Origin of the sequence: uncultured Tessaracoccus sp., assembly GCF_947255005.1 — a bacterium.
In the GTDB taxonomy this organism is placed as follows: Bacteria; Actinomycetota; Actinomycetes; order Propionibacteriales; family Propionibacteriaceae; genus Arachnia.
Genome location: NZ_CAMYFI010000030.1, coordinates 1 through 18672, shown reverse-complemented (window position 1 = coordinate 18672; position 18672 = coordinate 1). Strand labels below are relative to the sequence as shown.

At 65.6% G+C, this 18672-nt stretch carries 16 protein-coding genes and 1 pseudogene; 2 read left to right on the top strand and 15 right to left on the bottom strand.

The features are described 5' to 3' along the window. Positions 1–14: 14 nt before the first annotated feature. From Q0X61_RS07780 to Q0X61_RS07720, 12 genes and pseudogenes are all read right to left on the bottom strand, one after another. Positions 15–1703, bottom strand: a complete 1689-nt coding sequence (locus tag Q0X61_RS07780) for a choice-of-anchor M domain-containing protein (protein WP_297741967.1) — start codon at positions 1701–1703, stop codon at positions 15–17. Positions 1704–1963: 260 nt separating this feature from the next. Next, on the bottom strand, positions 1964–3664 hold the full coding sequence (locus Q0X61_RS07775; protein ID WP_297741965.1) for an ABC transporter ATP-binding protein: 1701 nt from the start codon (positions 3662–3664) through the stop codon (positions 1964–1966). Between the two features lie 11 nt (positions 3665–3675). Further along, positions 3676–4656, bottom strand: coding sequence for an ABC transporter permease (locus tag Q0X61_RS07770; RefSeq protein WP_297741963.1), 981 nt, complete (start codon positions 4654–4656; stop codon positions 3676–3678). 10 nt (positions 4657–4666) lie between these two features. Continuing rightward, positions 4667–6214: an ABC transporter permease gene (locus Q0X61_RS07765; protein WP_297741961.1), complete on the bottom strand. Its 1548-nt coding sequence runs from the start codon at positions 6212–6214 to the stop codon at positions 4667–4669. A 146-nt stretch (positions 6215–6360) separates the two neighbouring features. Further along, complete coding sequence (locus tag Q0X61_RS07760; protein WP_297741959.1) at positions 6361–8211, bottom strand: ABC transporter family substrate-binding protein; 1851 nt, start codon at positions 8209–8211, stop codon at positions 6361–6363. 211 nt (positions 8212–8422) lie between these two features. Then, positions 8423–9472 (bottom strand): tRNA (adenosine(37)-N6)-threonylcarbamoyltransferase complex transferase subunit TsaD, encoded by a 1050-nt coding sequence (gene tsaD, locus Q0X61_RS07755; protein ID WP_297741957.1) that lies wholly within the window; start codon positions 9470–9472, stop codon positions 8423–8425. Then, a complete protein-coding gene (locus Q0X61_RS07750) occupies positions 9469–9894 on the bottom strand; it encodes a GNAT family N-acetyltransferase (protein ID WP_297741955.1) in 426 nt (141 codons plus the stop codon). The genes tsaD and Q0X61_RS07750 overlap by 4 nt, the downstream gene beginning before the upstream one ends. Then, entirely contained in the window at positions 9891–10523 is a 633-nt protein-coding gene (tsaB, locus tag Q0X61_RS07745) for a tRNA (adenosine(37)-N6)-threonylcarbamoyltransferase complex dimerization subunit type 1 TsaB (RefSeq protein ID WP_297741953.1), read from the bottom strand. The genes Q0X61_RS07750 and tsaB overlap by 4 nt, the downstream gene beginning before the upstream one ends. Next, positions 10520–11437, bottom strand: coding sequence for a tRNA (adenosine(37)-N6)-threonylcarbamoyltransferase complex ATPase subunit type 1 TsaE (gene tsaE / locus Q0X61_RS13390; RefSeq protein ID WP_367270721.1), 918 nt, complete (start codon positions 11435–11437; stop codon positions 10520–10522). Before tsaE ends, tsaB begins: the two co-directional genes overlap by 4 nt. A 126-nt stretch (positions 11438–11563) precedes the next feature. Next, positions 11564–12811, bottom strand: a pseudogene (locus Q0X61_RS07730) (DEAD/DEAH box helicase); the annotation flags it as partial. A gap of 507 nt (positions 12812–13318) precedes the next feature. Continuing rightward, on the bottom strand, positions 13319–14458 hold the full coding sequence (locus tag Q0X61_RS07725; RefSeq protein ID WP_297741949.1) for a glycosyltransferase family 1 protein: 1140 nt from the start codon (positions 14456–14458) through the stop codon (positions 13319–13321). Positions 14459–14654: 196 nt separating this feature from the next. Beyond that, on the bottom strand, positions 14655–15170 hold the full coding sequence (locus tag Q0X61_RS07720) for a copper chaperone PCu(A)C (RefSeq protein ID WP_297741947.1): 516 nt from the start codon (positions 15168–15170) through the stop codon (positions 14655–14657). Positions 15171–15206: 36 nt separating this feature from the next. Between Q0X61_RS07720 and Q0X61_RS07715 the strand changes: the two genes are divergently transcribed. After that, the gene (locus tag Q0X61_RS07715) at positions 15207–16382 is read left to right on the top strand and encodes a Dyp-type peroxidase (RefSeq protein WP_297741945.1); all 1176 of its coding nucleotides are present in this window, start codon (positions 15207–15209) and stop codon (positions 16380–16382) included. A 10-nt stretch (positions 16383–16392) separates the two neighbouring features. Beyond that, positions 16393–16764, top strand: coding sequence for a RidA family protein (locus Q0X61_RS07710; RefSeq protein WP_297741943.1), 372 nt, complete (start codon positions 16393–16395; stop codon positions 16762–16764). 247 nt (positions 16765–17011) lie between these two features. On the opposite strand, the gene Q0X61_RS07705 is transcribed toward Q0X61_RS07710, so the two are convergent. From Q0X61_RS07705 to Q0X61_RS07695, 3 genes are all read right to left on the bottom strand, one after another. Further along, complete coding sequence (locus Q0X61_RS07705) at positions 17012–17806, bottom strand: ADP/ATP-dependent (S)-NAD(P)H-hydrate dehydratase (RefSeq protein WP_297741941.1); 795 nt, start codon at positions 17804–17806, stop codon at positions 17012–17014. Continuing rightward, a complete protein-coding gene (locus Q0X61_RS07700) occupies positions 17806–18156 on the bottom strand; it encodes a holo-ACP synthase (RefSeq protein ID WP_297741939.1) in 351 nt (116 codons plus the stop codon). The genes Q0X61_RS07705 and Q0X61_RS07700 overlap by 1 nt, the downstream gene beginning before the upstream one ends. A gap of 66 nt (positions 18157–18222) precedes the next feature. After that, positions 18223–18630 carry a hypothetical protein gene (locus Q0X61_RS07695; RefSeq protein ID WP_297741937.1) on the bottom strand — a complete coding sequence of 136 codons (408 nt, stop codon included), beginning with the start codon at positions 18628–18630 and terminating at the stop codon, positions 18223–18225. Positions 18631–18672 lie beyond the last annotated feature (42 nt).

The following is an 18672-nucleotide window of genomic DNA, read 5'->3' as shown; positions in this document are numbered from 1 at the left end:
CGCTGCGCGGCTGCTCAAACACCGGTGGAGGGCAAACCTGGAACGGCATCTTCGGACGGCGCTTCACCTGCACCTGGTTCCTCTGACGGACTCGAACCTTCAGCCGGTTCCTCGGATGGAACCTCGCCGCGATCCGGCGCTTCGGGCTTCGCCCCGTCGTCGGGGCGCGCGGGATCTGCCGGCGTCGGGTTGTCGCCACCGGGCGATTCGAGCCCTTCCCCGTTGCGGTCGCAGGTGAACGCGACGGCGTCGTCGGAGACCGCGAAGGTCACAGGAAGCGTCGTCACACGCTGCCACGACTTCATCTTGCTGGCATCCTTCGGCGTCGCCTCGGCCTTGAGCGTCAGCGTGTAGAAGCCTGGCTTCGAGAAGTACCAACCCGTGTGCATGTGGCTGCCCTGCGGAAGCTCGATCGCCTGCGATGCGTTATTCGCGGAATCAACCTGCACGACGAACTTCCCGCGGGCTGGGTTGAACCCGCCGATAGCCCAGGCGCTACCGTCGGGGCCCTCCCACGACTCCACCTGGTAGGTCAGTTTCTCGATGTTGGCGTAGTCCAGCTCCTCAGTACTGAATCCGGGCCAAGGCAGGGCCTTGTTCTGCGACTCCGGTAGCTCCCAGGCCACGGCAGTGCCGAGCGCCGCCCGCAGATCGGCTGCGGAGGCCCCGTCGGGAATCTGCTGCCTCGCCGAATTCGGCACCTCCAGCACCGCACCGTTCCAGGGCAGCGTCTGCTTGCCCGAGGCGGTGTCCAGCCTGGAGCGCATCCACAGGCCGCCGTCTTCCTTGAGCACGGTGCTGATATCGAGGTGCCCATTCGAGATCGGAGTGCAGTTCGGCAGCTCTTTCGTTGAGTTGCGAGCAAATGGGTGCTCAGACGGCGGATTCGCCGTCGGCGGCTCCGGGCTCGGTGCGCCTGGGCTCGGAACATCCGGCGTGGGCTCGGGCTCGCCGGCGGCAGCGCCGTCGACAGGGTACTTGATGGGTGCGCCCTTCGTCGTGCCTTCGGGCAGACCCACCTGCTCGTCAGAGCCGACGAGCCACGGCACCGTAACCTCCGGGGATTCCACCTTCGTACCGCTAGCCAGCGTGGCCGTGGCCTTCCACTTCATGCGATACACTCCCGGCTTCGTGAAGATCCAGGAGTAGTGGCCATGCGAGCCCGGCTCGTAGGTGCGCAGAGCTTCGTCGGTGGACGACAGCTCACGCTCCGGTTTCCCTGCCAGGCCGATGGTGCGGTACAGCTCAACCTTGCCAGGGCCACCATCGTCGACGAGGGTGAGGCGGAGATCCTTCACGGTTTCGGGGAGCTCTCCGTGGCCGATGCCGGCCCACACTGGCGGCCAACCCTGGTACAGCTGCTGCGGCGCAAGCCACACAATGTCGCCGGGCTTGCCCATGAACGCGTAGTCCTTGTCGTCGGGCACCCGGAAGCGGGACACCTCGTAGCCATCCTGGTCGGCATCTGGGCCGAGTCGGATGGCGACGTCGTTCGCGTCGCGAATGGTATTCTCGCCCTCTCGCACTTTGATGTCGAGCCCCGAGCCCGTCCAGACAATGTGCACGGCGTCAACGTGCTTGCGGTAGATCAACTCGCGGCCCTCGAACTTCGTGTTCGCAGACGCGCTACCGGTCATCAACGCCGACAGCAGCAGAGTCAGGGCAACGAGCGCCGCACCCACTTTGGAGGATCGAATTCTCACCGCAGCTCCTTATTGCTAATGATTCTCAGTTGCGAGAATATGCGGTGGCGCTGTGCCTGCGCAAGTGAGGGTGGGGCTCACTCCGAGATGAAGAGGTGGGAACCGAGGTGGTCGCGGGGTGATTTCGATACGCCCGCTACGCGGGCTACTCAATCACGGGGGGAACGCGCGGGCGCTACTCAATCACCGGGGGTCGCAGGTGCCGGGTCTTCCGACGGTCGAGTAGGCACGAAGTGCCGTATCGAGACCCATTCGCCGCGCTACTGATCCAGCTCGCGGGTGTCGATCTCCGCGACTCGATCGCCCAATTCCTCCAGCAAGCGGTGGCGTTCGTCGCGTCGCTGGGCCTGCAGAATCGGATCGGGCACCGGCGCGGCCGCTAGGAGGCGCTTGGTGTACTCCTCCTGCGCGTTCAAGAGCACGTCCTCACGGTCGCCCTTCTCGACGATCTTGCCGTACTGCATCACCACGACGCGGTGCGCCAGCGAATCGATCACGGCCAGGTCGTGTGAGATGAACAAACACGCAAACCCGAATTCCTTCTGCAAATCCGTGAACATCTCCAGCACGCTCGCCTGCACGGAGACGTCGAGCGCGGAGGTGGGCTCGTCGGCGACGAGCAGGTCAGGGCTCAGCGTGAGCGCCCGCGCGATAGACACGCGCTGACGCTGACCACCCGAAAGCTCATGGGGGTAGCGGTTGTAAGCCGACTTGGGCAGACGCACCGCCTCGAGCAGTTCGTGTACCCGCTGCCGGCGTTCCGCCTTCGTGCCCACGCGGTGCACCTGGAGCGGCTCGGCAATCACGTCACCCACCGGCAGGCGAGGGTTCAGCGACGCCGCCGGGTCCTGGAAAATCACGCCGATGCGCTTGCGAAGCTCCTTCAACTGCTGCCCGCGCAGCTTCGTGAGGTCTTCTCCCAGCACGCGCGCCTCGCCCGACGCCACGGGGATCAGACCGAGCAAGGCGCGGCCAATCGTCGACTTACCGGAGCCGGACTCACCCACGAGGCCGACGATCTCGCCGCGACGCACGTCGAACGAGACGTCGTCGACCGCACGGAACGGCTTCTTGCCGGAGCGCTTGTATTCGACGACGAAGTTGCGGCACTCCAGCGCCATCTCCTCACTGGTGACGTCTGCAACCTTGTCGCCGAATTGGCCGTGGCCAACACCCAGGTGGGGCACCGCGTCGAGGAGGCGCTTGGTGTAGGGGTGCTGGGGGTGCATGAGCACTTCTTCCGACGTGCCCTGCTCGACGATGTCGCCCTTGAACATGACGGCGACGCGGTCGGCCATGTCGGCAACCACGCCCATGTTGTGCGTGATCAGCAGGATGCCGGTGTTGAGCTTGTCTTTCAACGAGCGCAGGAGGTCGAGGATGTCGGCCTGCACCGTGACGTCGAGGGCGGTGGTGGGCTCGTCGGCGATGATGACGGCCGGGTCGCACGCAAGCGCCATGGCGATCACCACGCGCTGCCGCATACCGCCGGAGAGCTCGTGCGGGAACTGCTTCGCGCGGCGCTCCGCGTTGGGAATACCCACAGCCTTGAGCAGATCCACTGCCCGCGCCCAGGCCTGCCTACCGAAGGCGACGCCGTGCACCTCCATCGCCTCGGTGAGCTGTTCGCCAACCCGGATAACGGGGTTCAGCGCGGTCATCGGCTCCTGGAACACCATCGCGACGTGGTTGCCGCGCACATTGCGCAGCTGCTTGCCGTTGAGTTTGCCGATGCTCTGGTTCGCGACGATCGTCTCGCCCTGGATGTGAGCGTTGCCCGGCAGTAGGCCGAGGGCCGTCGTCGCAGTGACCGACTTGCCCGAGCCGGACTCGCCGACAAGGGCCACGACCTCGCCGGGGCGCACATCGAGAGTGAGCCCCTTCACGGCGTGGACGCGCCCGAACTCCGTCTTGAACTGGACGTCGAGATTCTTGAACTGCAGCACTGCTTCTTGCGTCATGATTCAGCTCCTCAGTTCAGCGTCTGGCGGGGGTCGAAAGCGTCGCGGAGACCGTCGCCGATGAAGTTGACGCACAGCGCGATGCACAGAATGAAGATGCCAGGCCACCAGAACAGCCACGGACGGGTGGTGAGCGTGCTCTGGTAGGTCTGGATGAGCAAACCGAGTGACGTGTCAGGTGGCCGCACGCCGAAGCCCAAGAACGAGATCGCGGTCTCCACGAGGATGGCCGCGGAGATCGACAGCGTCGCATTTACGACGATGGTGCCGAGCGCGTTGGGGAGAATGTGGCGGCCGATGATCGTCGTCGATGGCGTGCCGATGGCGCGCGCGGCCGCGATGAACTCTCGCTCACGCAGCGACAATACTTCCGCGCGCACCAGGCGAGCGAGGCCCGTCCACGAGATCAGGCCGATCATCAAGGCCATGAGCGGCACGTTCGACCCGAAGGTGCGGCCAAAGACTGCCGCGATCACGAGCAGCGGGAGGATGATCAGCAGGTCGGTCAATCGCATGAGGACCGACTCGGTGGCCCCGCGGAAGTAGCCCGCGACGGAACCGACCGTCGTACCGATGAGGGTTGCGACAGTGCCGACGGTGAAGGCGATGAACAGCGACACCTGCGCACCGCGCATCACGAGCGCGAAGTAGTCTTTCCCGATGGTGTCCTGCCCAAACGGGTGCTCACCGATGCGGAACGGGAAGAGGCTGAACGTCGGGGCTCCGCCCGGCAGCGCAGCGGGGTACGGGGTGATGTAGTTTTTGCTCCACCAACCAGGAATCGGGCCAACGCCAATCGAGGTGACCGACAGCACGAGAATTCCGAGTAGCAGCACCAAGGAGACCATCGCGGCCTTGTGACGCAAGAAGCGCCGCATGACCAGCTGGCCCTGTGAGTACGACTTGTCGGTGGTCTGGTCGAGGACATCCTCGACGGAGTACGCGTGCTCCTCGTCCATCTGGGGCGAATCTTGAGTGTTGTGTTCAGTCATTTCCCACTCCCTACTGACCGCTAATCCGCGGATCGAGGACGGCGTAGACGAGATCGGCAACCAGGTTCATCGTCACCGCGGCGCCACCGGCGACCAGGAAGAAGCCCATCACCGGCATCGGGTCGACGTTCCTCAAGCCGGTCTGGAACAAGTCACCCATGCCCTTCCAACCGAAGACCTGTTCGGTGATGACCGCGCCACCAATGAGCGCCGCGAAGTCGAACGCCACGATCGTAGCCAGCGGGATGAGCGCGTTGCGCAGAGCGTGACGGGTAATCACCTTGCGCTCTGAGATGCCCTTCGAGCGTGCGGTGCGCACGTAGTCCTGGCGAAGCACCTCGAGCATCGAGGCGCGGGTGTAGCGAATGTAGCTTGCAACCGAAACCACCATGAGCGCGCACGTTGGCAGCACCAGGTGCGTCGCCGTGTCGATCATGTGGTTCCAGTACGTCGAGCTGAAGTTCGGGGTAGCTGACGCGATGGTGGCGATGGGACGAGGCTGCACCGCGAGGTATCTGGCCCAGTTGCTCAACATCAGGTCGGCAAACGCGATGCCGCTGGCGATGATGGACACCACCACCGACGCGAATGTGGCCTGTCTGCGAGAGAATCCGCCGAGCAACTGGCCGGCGAGCGCCGCCACGACGATGGCCACGAGGAACAGCACGATGAGCGTCCACGTCACGCCAGAGAACGTGGCCGGATCTCTACGGGGCATCATCAACGTCGGACGCATCACGACGTAGCCGACGATCGCGACGACCACAGTCACTCCGACGGCGTTGCGCACACGGGGGTTCTTAAATCCGGATGTCATCACGATGGCCAAAATGCCCACGCCGATGACGGCAAGGATGTACATCGGGATACCCACCGCCGGGCGACGGAACCACTGAACGGCATCCATGTACCACAGCACGCCCGTCACGACGGCAAACGACGCCGCGAAGGTGATGAGACGCCGCTGCAGTCTGCCCCCGAACGCTGCAGCGAGGATGACGCCTATCACCACAGCGGATATCAATATGGTTTGCCAACTGAAGTGAGCTGATGGAATCCAGTCGTTGAATTGGATGGCCGCGTAGTGCTTGAGGAGCACGGCGAACCAGAACACAGGCAGGGAGAAGAATACGAACGCCATGAAGGTCACGGCGTAGTCGAAACCTGAGTACTGGCGAATGGCAGTGACGATACCCAGCGTGATGCCGATGACGATGGCGAGCAAAGTAGCCAGGGTAACCAGGCGTAGCGTCGAGCCAGCCGCGCTCGCCACGAGCGCGTTGACGCTCTGACCTTCACGGTTATTGCCGAGATCGCACCGCCCGATGAAGCACTTGGCCGCACCTCCCAGCCAGGAGAAATAGCGTGCGTACCAGGGTTTGTCGAGCCCCATGATGGCGGTACGTTGCGCCATGCGGTTCTCGCGGTTCGGGTCCTGCGACTCGCGGAGATCTTGCAGCGGGTCACCAGAATTGATGACCAGCAAAAACATCACCAGCGAGCCGAGCAGCAGGATCAGAACAGACTGTCCCAACCGCTTCAAAACGTATTTCAACACGTGGATAATCCTTTTCGGCTGGCTCACGCAACGCTATCGAAGAGCTGCGCACCCGGAAACTATAGGGCACATCGCGGCGCTTGAGAAGACGTGAGTCGGGGCAGGTGGAACATCCCCCTGCCCCGACTCGGGTCTTCAGCCTGCGATCAGGAGGCCGCCACCCACTGATGCGCGTTCCACGAAACCTGCGACTGCGTCGCGGTCGGGCGAACGTTCTGCAGCTTCGCGTCGGCGCCGACTACGCCAGGATGGGCGTACAGCGGGATACCAAACAGCGTGTCCCACAGTTCCTTCTCGATGGCGATGGTCTGCTCCTGGTGGACATTCTCGTCGAGCGTACCCACGAGCTTGTCCCAAGCAGCGTCGACCTTCTCGTTGGAGTATTCGCCGAAGTTCTGCTGACGCTTCGTGGCGTAGATGTTCTGACCGGACGTGATCTGGCCAGAGCCGGACCACGCGAACAGCGCCACCTCGTAGTTACCAGCCGGCATCTCCTTATCGAAGAACCTGTCGGAGCTGGCGTCAACGATCTCGAAGCCAGCGTCCTTGCAGACGGCCTGGATGAGGGAGACGGTCTCCTGGCGGCGCGGGTTACCCGCTGAGTAACCGATGCGAACCTTGAGCGGAGTCTTCACGCCGGCCTCAGCGAGCTTAGCTTTCGCGCCCTCGATGTCGACCTGGTCGTAGCGTCCGTCGTAGGACTTCGACGTGATGGCCTCGTACTTCTCCTTCTGGAAGGGGAACACCTCTCGCGCGTTCATCACGACGGCATCGGGGTTGATGGGCTTGATGAGGTTGTCGACGATCTGCTGCCGCGGCACGCACATGGCGAAGGCTTCACGCACCTTCTGATCTGCCATCACGTTGCCCTCGCGGAAGTTGAAGTCGAGGTGCTCCCAGGTGAGGGTGGAGTACTGGTAGACCTTAATCCCGTCGCCCATGTTCTTGAGCTGCGGCACGGTATCCACCGTGGCCTGCGGGGAGATCACCTGGATGTCACCGTTTTGCAGCGACTGGGCCTGGATATCGTCGGAGAGGAAACGGAACACAATTTCCTTCGTGGCCGCAGGCTCGCCCCAGTACTTGTCGTTCGCGGTGAGCGTGAGGGATTCGCCAGCCTTCCAGCCGCCTTCCTTCAGCTTGTACGGGCCAGCAGACGGCACTTCGCTCATGTCCTTCGGAAGCTCGCCGGGGTTGAAGATCCATCCCTCGTTCCAGAACTTCGCGGCCTTGCGCACGGTGTCGCCGTCCTTGTCGAGGATGGCCTTGGCGAGCGCGTCGGGCTCCAGGCCCGATTTCTTCGCCACGATGTGTGCCGGGAGCACCGAGGTGACATTGATCATGTAGTCCGGGTCAGGGGTGGCGTATTCGACGGTGAAGGTCTTAGAACCAACTTCGCCCTTCGGGCCGTCGGGCACCTTCTTAGCCAAGCTGCTGGAGACGTGGTTGAAGACGGCCTTGGCTTTCTTGTCCTTGCCGCTGACGAAGCCCGGGGCGACGAACTCAGGGTTCTGCGCAGCCCAGTCGAGGAGGTAGTCGTTGATGGTGATCGGGGTGCCATCCGACCACACTGCCTTGTCGGAGATGGTGTACTTCACGATCAGCGGATCTTCGCTGGTGACCTCAACGGTGCCGAACTTCTCGTCGCGGCAAATGGTGCCGTCGGTGCCGAAGTAGGTGAATCCGCCGCGCATCATGCCGTCGATCACGCTGTTGTACGTGGAGTAGGTGTCGGCGGTCATGGCGTTGTAGCCCGTCCAGTCTGGTTTGCCTGCGGTGTAGGCAACCTGGCCCTCAGCGGATTCGGTGATGCCGAGATCCTTCAGGCAGGGATCGTCCGATTCCGTGGCTTCCGGGCCTTTGCCCCCTTCGCCAGCGGAAGCAGACGCTTCGTTCCCGCCATTGGGGCCGGCGGTTGGATCGTCTGAGGTGCAAGCGCCCAGCAACAGCGCGCCGCTCATCAAGAGCGCGAGAGATGCAGACCCTCTCAACTTCATGGGTTCTCCTTTTGTCGTCAACGACACTCAGTGGGCCTACTGGCCCAATTGGGGTGGACACTATCGACTTCCGGAGTCGAAATGACAGGCATCTCAGAAAAACAGAGGCAATCGTTATGGAATAGAGACCCTTACGTCAGTTCCTCACCACAAGGCATAGTTCCGACGGCATGACAGTGCCGGTCTCACTGTGTGGACGCGTAAGCCGCGCTCACTCGCGCACGACCACCGTCTCGACGGGCAGCCCCGAGTGCGCGGAGATGTCCATGCCACTCGGCTCGAGCCCGGCCGCGACGACCTGCGCGCCGACGGCGGCAATCATGGCACCGTTGTCGGTACACAGCACTGGCCTGGGGCGTCGGAACTCGAACCCCGCTTCCTCTGCACGCTCGGCCAGCAGCGTGCGCAGCCGCGAGTTCGCGGCCACTCCCCCACCCAGCAAGATGGATTCGACGCCCAGGTGGCGGGCCGCGTCGATAGTTTTGGCCGACAGCACGTCGGCGACGGCTTCCTGGAAGCTGGCGCACACGTCAGCGACGGGAATCTCCCCGCCCTCGATGCGTCGCTGCTCCACCCAGCGGGCGACGGCAGTCTTGAGGCCGGAGAAGGAAAAATCGAAGCGGTGCTTCTCGAGATCATGCCTGGCGGTCAGACCCCGGGGGAAGCGGATAGCCGACGGGTTCCCTTCCTGCGCGAGTTTGTCGATCACCGGCCCACCTGGGTAGGCGAGCCCGAGCAGGCGGGCGACCTTGTCGTACGCCTCGCCGGCGGCGTCGTCGATGGTGGACCCGAGTTCGGTGACGTCCGTCGCGATATCGCGCACGTGGAGCAGCGACGTGTGGCCGCCCGAGACGAGCAGCGCCAGCGACGGCGTCGGGAGCAGTCCGTGGTCGAGCAAGTCGACGGCGACGTGGCCAATGAGGTGGTTCACGCCGTAGAGCGGCTTGCCGAGGTAGGCGGCGAGGGCCTTGGCCGACGCGAGCCCCACCACGAGCGCGCCCATGAGCCCGGGGCCAGCGGTGACGGCGACGGCGTCGATGTCGGCGAGGTCGACGTCTGCGGTGCGCACGGCGCGTTCGAGCGCGGGCACGATGGCGGCGAGATGCGCGCGGCTCGCCACCTCCGGCACCACCCCACCGAAGCGAACGTGGAGGTCCACCGAGCTCGCCACCTCGTTGGCGAGCAGCGTCGATCCGCGCACGATACCGACGCCGGTCTCGTCGCAGGAGGATTCGATACCCAGGACCAACGGCTCGCTCATGGTTTGCAGTTCCTCTCCATTACCAGCGCGTCGGCCCCCGCGCCGTAGTAATCGTTTCGACGGTGGATCGTCGAAAAACCGTGCTTGCGGTACAGCTCGACGGCGGGCAGGTTGTCGTCGCGCACCTCCAGCAGGCAGCGCTTGCCGACCGCGCTGAACCCGGCTTGCATGAGCGCGTCGGCCACGCCTTGGCGGCGCGCGTCGGGGCGCACGATGATGCGGTTCAGGTCGGCGGCTTCGCCCATGTCCTGGAACGTGATGACGCCGAGTAGCCGCGCATCTCTCGCGACGAGTGTGGTGCGGCGTGACCCCCGGAGCTCCTGCGCCCACGAGGCTTCGCTCCAGCGTTCCTTCGTCGGGAAGCAGGCTTCGAGTTCGAGGATCTCCGGCAGATCATCGAGGGTTGCGACGACGGGCTTCATCGCTGCACTTTCAGCCGAGGAAGTACCGACTTGGGCTTGCCGGGCACCGTCGCGTCCGCGGCGCGCAGGTAGTACGGCTCCTCCCCCGCTGCGGGCAGCTGGGTGTGACGTGCGGCGAGGATGGCCGCGTCGAGGGACGCCGGGCCGGCGAATACCACTTGGCTACGGTACTCGTCGGGGATGTCGCCGTAGACGGGGACGCGCGGGAGTGTGTCGGGGGTGCCCACCTGGGGCTCACCGTCGCGAACACCGTCGACGTAGCGCGCCCAGAACAGCTCCTTGCGACGGGCATCCGAGGCGACGAGGAACTCGCCCTGCGCGTCCACGGCGAGCGCGATGGCGTCGAGCGAGCACACGCGGCGCAACGCCCGCCCCCCGACTGCGGCGAGCGTGGCGCCCGTCGCGATGCCCACCCGCAGGCCGGTGTAGGGGCCAGGGCCCATGCCGACGACGAACTCGTCGACGTCGGTGAGCGCGACGCCCATCTCGGCGCAGACCTGCTGCACCGACGGCATGAGCTGCTCGACGTGGGCGCGCGCGTCAGCGACCACCGCCGACGGCCCGGGCTCCCCGTCGCGGGCAATGCCGACGACCACGTGGTGCGAGGTGTCGATGGCGAGGGTAATCATGCGAACTCCCGGAACTGATCGAGGACGCCGGCCCAGCGTTGGCCGATCCCCGTGAGGTAGACGGTGCGTTGATCATCGGCGGGGTCGTCGCTGCGTTGGATGTCGATTGCGAGCGGCTCGTCGCTCAGCCATTCCGCCAAGCCAGCACCCCATTCCACCAGCGTCACCGACGTGGCGAGTGTGCTTTGCAGGTCGAGGTCGGCCAGCTCTTCAGCCGAGCTGAGGCGGTAGGCGTCGACGTGCACCAGGCCTGGGCCGGACCCGCGCGATGGGTGGATTCTGGACAGCACGAAGGTGGGGGAAATCACCGGGCCGTCCACGTCGAGGCCTTCACCGATGCCCTGCGTGAGGGTGGTCTTACCCGCGCCGAGCTCCCCCGTCGCGACGATCACGTCGCCCGCGCGCAGTACTTGAGCAAGCTTCTTGCCGAGCCGGCGCATGGCGTCGGCGTCGGGCACATGGACGGCGACGGGCAGCGCACGCGCCAGTACGACGCCGTTCTCCGTGGGACGGCACTGCACGAAACCTGCGAGCTCCCACCACGCGATGTTGTGGGGGAACTCGTGGCGCGCAGCAGCCTCCACCTGGCGAAACCCCAGGTCAGCCAGCGCAATGAGCGTGGCCGACACCATCTGGGGTCCGATGCCGGAACCGGCGGCTGCGGGCACCACGCTCACGCGACACAGCTTGGCGGTATCGCCATCGACGGCGACGAGCAGCCCCGCGATGGGGGCGCCGTCGCGTTCCAGCAGAATGCCGTAGCCCGCTTCGATGGCGTCTCGCACGCTCTCGACGGTGTCGGACAGCGCGGCGGCCGGCGGATCGACGGGCGGGCGGGCAGCGAACGCTTCGCGGATCACCGAGTGGAGCGCCTCGGCGTCCGATGGCTCGGCGAAACGAAGGGAAATGCTCATGTCAGCTACCGATCCTAGGCGTATACCGAGCCTGCCCCAACTGCATGCCCGGCGGGTTCACCGCCGCCCCCTCGGTCTGCGGGGCCGCCCGTGGAAGCCAGGCTTGCGCGGACCTGAGCGGCGCGGTTGCTGCTTCGGTTTGATGAGGTCGAAGAACGTCGATTCCTCGACGGCGACCCCCGACGCAGGCTTGGCGCCGGTGAGTTCGGCGACGGTAGCGTCGCCGGGCGCGGCGTCCACGTTGCGCGCATCCACGCCTGCTTGCCCGAAGATGCGGCGCATCAGCTTACGCTGGTGCGGGAGCACCACCGTGGCGACGGTGCCCGCCGTGCCTGCGCGGGCAGTGCGGCCGGCCCGGTGCAGATAGTCCTTGGCATCGCGGGGCGGATCCATTTGCACGACGAGGCTCACGTCGTCGACGTGAATCCCCCGGGCAGCGACGTCGGTGGCGACCAGCACAGGCACGTCGCCGGATTTGAACGCGGCGAGGATGCGCGCGCGGGCCCCCTGGGTGAGGCCGCCGTGCAGCGCACCCGCCATCACGCCGGCGGCGCGCAGTTGCCGGGAGATTCGGTCGGTGCCCTTCTGGGTGCGCGCGAACACGACGGTGCGACCGTCGCGCGACGCGAGTTCGGCGGTGACCGCGAGTTTGTCGTGGGGCTTCGTCTGCAGCGCGAGGTGGGTCATCGACGTCACCGACACCTGCCCGGAATCCACCTCGTGCGTGATGGGATCGGTGAGGTAGCGCTCAACGATGCGGTCCACCGCGGCGTCGAGGGTTGCAGAGAACAGGAGGCGCTGCCCGCGTTCGGGGGTGGCGTCGAGAATGGCCGTAACCTCGTCGGTGAAACCCATTTCGGCCATGTGGTCAGCCTCGTCGAGCACGGTGACCTCGACGTTGCCGAGGTCGGCAGCGCCTTGCTGCATGAGGTCGATGAGGCGGCCAGGGGTCGCGACGACGACGTCCACACCGCGAGCGAACGCTTTGATCTGCGGGTTGTAGCTCATGCCGCCCGCGACGAGCGTGAGCGACAATCCGACGGAGGCTGCGAGCGGGGCGAGGTTGTCCGCGATTTGCAGGGCGAGTTCGCGCGTCGGGCTGAGGATGATCGCGTGCGGGCCGCGCCCGCCGGTAGCCGACAAGCGAGTGAGCAGCGGCAGGCCGAACGCCAGCGTCTTGCCGGAGCCGGTGCGGGCGCGCCCGAGCACGTCGCGGCCCTCGAGCGCGTCGCGGATGGTGGCTTCCTGGATCGCGAAGGGCTGCGTGATGCCCTCGGCCGCGAGTACGCCGACGATCTCGTCGGCCACGCCCAGCTCGGTGAAGCCGTTGACGACGCCCACCTCGGCCTGGACGGTCTTGGCCTCCCAGGCCATCTGGTCTGGCTCCCGGCGTGCTGGGTCACGACGGGGCTCGTCCCAGCGCTGCTTGGGTTTATCCCACTGCTTCTTGGGCTTGTCCCATGGCTTGGCGTTGTGCTTGTTCTTGGCGTTGCCCTTGGTGCCACCGCGCTTGGCCGGGTGCTCGGGGCGCTGCGTCGACTTCTCCCAGCGCTGCTTCGGTTTGCCCGGGCGCTGTTTCGGTTGCTGCTGACTGGCGGCACGGCTATCCGACGAGCGGCCACCCTGATCAGCGAACTGTTGGGCGCGACGCTCGGCGCGGTTGCGCGGAGGGAGCTCCTCGTCGCGCCTCCCGCCTCGACGGCGCGGCGCACGTCCGCGGGCAGCGCGCTGCTCGGCGGTCCACCGCTTCTTGGGTGTGCCGTCTGCGTGATGGGATTTGGGACCGCGGGCCATGGGCAACCTATCGGTAGAAGGAAAAGCCACGAATACGTGAGCCAAATCAGCTTAGGCGCTTTCGCCCGTGCCCACCAATCGCCGCCGTCAGCTCGCGAGCAATTTGCCGCCGCGCACCGTCATGCCGATGACCTTCTCATAGTGCCCCACGAGCTCGCCGCACACGTTCCGCCAAGTTCGGCTCAGCGTCGACTCACGGGCGGCAGAGGCGAACGCGGCGCGCTTGGCGTCGTCGCCGATAAGGTCAACGACGTAGCCCCGCATCGCCTGCAGGTTACCGGGGGTGTAGAGCCAGCCGGTGCGCGAGTGATTGACCAGGTCGATCGGCCCGCCACGACGGGGCGCGATCACCGGTAGGCCGGAGGCCTTCGCTTCCTGAATCGCCTGGCAGAACGTCTCCAGCTCGCCGGTGTGGACGAAGAGGTCGAGCGAGGCCATGGCGGCGGGCAGATCATCGCCGGTGAGTTGACCGAGGAATGCGGCGCCAGGGAGTTGCTGCTCGAGCGCGGCGCGGCTGGGGCCGTCGCCGATGATGACGAGGCGCGTGTTGGGGATGTCGCGGAGCACTGCAAGATCTTCAACACGCTTCTCGCTCGCAAGTCGACCCATGTAGCCGATGAGCTTCTCGCCGTTTGGGGCGAGCTTCGCGCGCAGGGCGTCGCTGCGTTTGGCGGGGTCGAAGCGGACGGAGTCGACGCCACGGCCCCACACGCCAACCCTCGGGATGCCCTGATCGATGAGTTGCTGGCGGGCGAACGTCGACGGCGCGAAGTTCAGCGTCGCAAGGGAGTGGATCTGGCGCACGTGGCGCCACAGCAGCGGTTCGACGGCAGCGAAGCCGTAACGGGCGGCGTAGCTGGGCACCTCGGTTTGGTAGATGCCCACCATGGGGATGCCGAGCTGGGCTGCGACTTCCGCGGCTTTGTACCCGACGATGAACGGAGCCGCGAGGTGCACCACATCAGGCGCGAACGCCATGAGGGTATGCCGCAGGTGGGCCTTCGTCGTCGTGACGACGCGCACCACCTCGTATCCGGGAAGACCGACGCTCATCACGGGCACCACGCGGAAGCCGTTCGATTCCGTGGGCGTCTTGTTGCCGTCGGCAGGGGCGATCACGAGGGCCTCGTGCCCTTCAGCTCGAAGGTGCTCGAGGATCCTCAGGACGGAGTTGGTGACTCCGTTCACCTGAGGCAGGAATGATTCCGTGACAATCGCTACCCGCACGACTTCGATGCTACTCCAGTGGGTTACGAAGCCCCTACCTGATGGGCAAACGGATGATGAACACCTAGTGAAGCCGGGCCTATATACAGTGTTGCGCGACTGAACGCACGCTAGATGCCCGAAACCGGCCCGGATGGCCCAAAAATCGCTTCTGGCGTGCGCTCAGTCGCGCATCTCACGGCTTACCGAGGGCTCTTTAGTTTCCCTCGTGGTGGGAGCCATCGCCGTAATCCATGCCTTCGTGCTTGTGATACGTCTCCTGCTCCTCGGTGAACTCCTTGATGGGAGCCGTGATTTCAGAGGTCTGATCGTTGTCGAAGGTCAGCTTGCAGTGCACTTCTTCCCCACCGACGGGCAGTTCCTTCTTGACGCCCATCAGCATGATGTGCGGCCCACCAGGTGCGAGGTGCTGATGACCTTCGGCGGGAACCGGCACTTTGTCCGTCTTCCGCATAATCATCTCGCCGTCCTTCATAACCATCTCGTGCAGCTCGGTCTTCTCGGCGACGTCACCACAGTCTGCACTGACGAGGTTGACGAGTTTCTTACCGGGGTTGCTGAGGTTGACGTAGACCGCCGTCATACCCGGCTCCTCGGTTCCCGTGGTGGTTCTTGTCCAGGCCTCGCCGGTCAGCACACCGGGGGTTTCAGCCTGTTGGGAGCAGCCGGCCAGTGCGAGGGCGGCCACCGCGAGTGTTGCAATGCGCTTCATGGCGGGTAGCTTAACCCGCCGAGTAGGGTTGTGCCCATGTCTGGAGTGTCACGACGGGGAATGCTGGGGGCTGGCGCGGGTGCCGTCGCTGGTCTTGGATTGGCTGCATCGATGCACTTTGCCGGCGACACGCCGCCACGAAGCAGTGACGCAACTGCTATCGCCGGGCAAACTTATTCGCCGTTCTCAGAGCACCAAGCTGGCATCGTCACGCCGGTTCCTGCTTCGGCGGAACTCATCGCCTTCAACCTCAAAGCCGACGTCGACAAGGCCGCGCTCGGGCGCATGATGCGCGTGTGGTCGACGGATATTTCTGCGCTCATGCGGGGGGTTCCGCTCGCGGGTGACACCCTGCCCGACATGGCAGCCCAACGTGTGTCGCTGAGCGTGCTCGTCGGGTTTGGGCCCAAGGTGTTCACGCTCGACGGGTTGCACGACAAGTTGCCGGCAGGGTTCCAGGAAATCCCCCCGATGCGCCATGACAAGCTCGACGACGCCTACTGCGGCGGCGACCTGCTGCTGTGGATCAGCGCCGATGATTTCACCTCCGTCGCCTACGCGAAGCGACGGCTCACTCACGACGCCGAGCCATGGGCGAGCGTGCGGTGGGCGCAGCAGGGTTCATGGCGAGCCACCGGGCCCGACGGGGAGCCCGTCACCGGGCGCAACCTGTTCGGCCAGGTCGACGGCACCGCCAATGCCACCGGTGCGCTAGCCGACGGCACGCTGTGGTCCGACGAGGGATGGCTCGCCGGCGGCACACAGCTCGTCGTGCGACGGATCGAGATGGACCTGCCCGAGTGGGACAAACTCACCCGCAACCAGATGGAGCAGACCATCGGAAGGGATCTCACGACGGGAGCTCCGCTGTCGGGCGGCACGGAGTTCACGCCCATGGATTTTATGGCGCGGCGCCCCGAGGACGGTGGCCTGGCGATTGCCGAGAACGCCCACGCCAAGCTAGCCCACCCCAGCCAGAACAATGGTCGCAGCATGCACCGTCGGGGGCTCAATTACTCCGATCACACCGGAACCGGGCTCATTTTTAACGCGTTTCAGGCGAACATTGCGAAGCAATTTATTCCGATTCAGCGCGTGCTCGACGATGCCGACGCGCTGAATGAGTGGACGACGACGGTGGGGTCGGCGGTGTTCGTGATTCCACCCGGCATGCGCGAGGGTGGTTACCTCGCGCAATCCATCCTCGACTGAAAGGACAACCATGGAAGCACTCAGCACCAACCATGCTCCCGCCGCGATCGGCCCGTACTCGCAGGCAGTGCGCGTGGGCGACTTCGTCTACGCATCCGGCCAGATCCCGCTCACCCCGGCGGGGGAGCTGGTGGAGGGCGACATCGCGGCACAGGCCACCCAGTGTCTCGACAACGTTGAGGCCATTCTCGAATCGGCCGGGCTCACCATGGCGAACGTGGTGAAGGTAACGGTGTTCCTCACCGACATGAGCGACTTTGCGGCAGCCAATGAAGTCTACGGCTCGCGCTTCGCGCAGCCTTACCCGGCGCGCTCCGCCGTCGCGGTGGCCGCGCTCCCCAAAGGCGCGAACATCGAGATCGAAGTCATCGCCCACCGCTGAGTGACGCGGGTGGTCGGGCAGCCGGCTGCCTCAGCCCGGTGGCTGAACCGCCGACGCCTTGACCAGACAGTGGAGCCGCCGGCTGCCTTAGCCAGACGGTTGAGCCGCCGACCGAAGGGAGGCGAGTCGAAACCCGGCCACCTCACCGGGTCTCGATACGCGGGCTACGCCCGGTACTCGACCACCGGAAGAAGCAGGACTCGACCACCGGGAGCGGCACTACTCGACCGGCGGCGGCCCCAGCCGCTCAGGCGCGGGGCTGCACAAGGCGCGCGATGGTGGTGGGCAGCAGGGTTGCCAGGTGATTGGGCGGATAGGGCCCGGGGTGTTGCGCCGCGGTGAGTGCCTGGATGCTCGCACCCATCACGCCGGCGCGCCACGGCTCCAGCCCGGCCGCCAGGAGCGCGCCGCAGATGCCCGCGAGCACGTCGCCCGCACCCGCCGTCGCGGTCCAGCCCGGCCCTGGGCAAGCTACGCTCACCCGGCCCGACGGTTCTGCGACGTACTGCTCGCCGCCCTTTAGCAGCACCGTTGCTCCGGTGCGCCGCGCCGCCTCGCGCGCGGACTCGACGGGCTCCCGCTCAACGTCCTCCCTTGCCACACCCAACAACTCGGCCAACTCCCCCGCATGCGGAGTGAGCAGCCACTCCCCCAGTCCCGTGTCAGGCAGGCAGCGCAGCGCCTCAGCGTCGGCCACGACGGCGGTGCCCGGCTCAGCGAATCGCGCGAGGCGGGCGGCGTCGGGCTCACCCCAGCCAGAACCCACCACCGTCGCCTGCACGCGCCCGGGCTCCAGCACGACGCTGGGAAACCGCCCGAGCACGAGCTGCGGGCTGGCAGGCCCCACGTACCGCACCATGCCCGCGCCGGCATACAGCGCCCCGGCGATGCCGAGCAGCGCGGCGCCGGGGTACCTCGTCGAGCCGGTGTCGAGGGCCACGACACCTCGGGTGTACTTGTGTGACGCCCGGCCCGGCACCGGCCACCAGCGGGCGATGTCGTCGGGGCGCACCACGTTGAGGTCAGCGCTCGCAGCCGCCATCACCGCTCGCACACCACCATCGCCGTGGCGAACCCACCGTCGTGTGACAAGGACAGATGCACCTGCTGCACACCAAGCTCGTCAAGGCGTTGCGCGACGGTTCCCGTGCACCGAAACGAGGGGCGACGGTGCTCGTCGCGGATCACTTCGCAGTCCAACCAGCGCAATCCGCCAGGCGCGCCGAGCGCTTTGGCGAGAGCCTCCTTGGCGGCAAAACGAGCCGCGCGCGACTCCATCGAGAGCTCCTGCTCGTCGGGCGTGAGCAGCCTCGCGGCCAGCCCAGGGTTCCGGGTGAGGGCAGCCTCGAAGCGTTCGACGGCGACTAGGTCGGTTCCGATTCCCACGATCATGCGTGGAAGCCTGGCCCCGCGGGCACTGCGGCGAGCGCCTTCGTTGATGCCCGTATCAGTGGCGCATCAGTCGTTCGCATAAAACTCCACCAACTTACCCAACTCCGCCACCATCGCATCCAACCCCAGCGGCGGATCACCGACATACCCCAGCGTGATCACACCATCATCAGCCACCGCCACACACATGGGATACGGAACTTTGCTGCAGGTTGCAAAACCCACCTGTTCGATATCTTGCGTCGTGGACAAAAACCCGCCGTACATCCCGACGCTATTCACCTGGACCTGGAGATCGTAGCTAGCCCCACGATCCTGCTGCTCCCGATAGATCTTCACCCTCGAGAAATCCGTCGACCACTCATCCACAATATGCGCGAACCCCCCAACCTCCGCGGGATCAACATCAGGCAAACGCCCATCAAACAACGACGCAAACACCACCGGCGGCGGCGAGCCCTCAAACACCGACAAACTCGGATCCCAACCCACCAACACCGGCGCCGGCCACCTCGG

Coding starts and splice junctions, on each gene's coding strand:
- tsaB (WP_297741953.1), bottom strand. CDS start 10,523: ATGATTACCCTCGCCATCGACACCTCGCACCACGTGGTCGTCGGCATT.
- Q0X61_RS07775 (WP_297741965.1), bottom strand. CDS start 3,664: ATGACGCAAGAAGCAGTGCTGCAGTTCAAGAATCTCGACGTCCAGTTC.
- Q0X61_RS07750 (WP_297741955.1), bottom strand. CDS start 9,894: ATGAAGCCCGTCGTCGCAACCCTCGATGATCTGCCGGAGATCCTCGAA.
- Q0X61_RS07700 (WP_297741939.1), bottom strand. CDS start 18,156: ATGATCGTGGGAATCGGAACCGACCTAGTCGCCGTCGAACGCTTCGAG.
- Q0X61_RS07720 (WP_297741947.1), bottom strand. CDS start 15,170: ATGAAGCGCATTGCAACACTCGCGGTGGCCGCCCTCGCACTGGCCGGC.
- Q0X61_RS07770 (WP_297741963.1), bottom strand. CDS start 4,656: ATGACTGAACACAACACTCAAGATTCGCCCCAGATGGACGAGGAGCAC.
- Q0X61_RS07760 (WP_297741959.1), bottom strand. CDS start 8,211: ATGAAGTTGAGAGGGTCTGCATCTCTCGCGCTCTTGATGAGCGGCGCG.
- Q0X61_RS07710 (WP_297741943.1), top strand. CDS start 16,393: ATGGAAGCACTCAGCACCAACCATGCTCCCGCCGCGATCGGCCCGTAC.
- Q0X61_RS07705 (WP_297741941.1), bottom strand. CDS start 17,806: ATGGCGGCTGCGAGCGCTGACCTCAACGTGGTGCGCCCCGACGACATC.
- tsaD (WP_297741957.1), bottom strand. CDS start 9,472: ATGAGCGAGCCGTTGGTCCTGGGTATCGAATCCTCCTGCGACGAGACC.
- Q0X61_RS07715 (WP_297741945.1), top strand. CDS start 15,207: ATGTCTGGAGTGTCACGACGGGGAATGCTGGGGGCTGGCGCGGGTGCC.
- tsaE (WP_367270721.1), bottom strand. CDS start 11,437: ATGAGCATTTCCCTTCGTTTCGCCGAGCCATCGGACGCCGAGGCGCTC.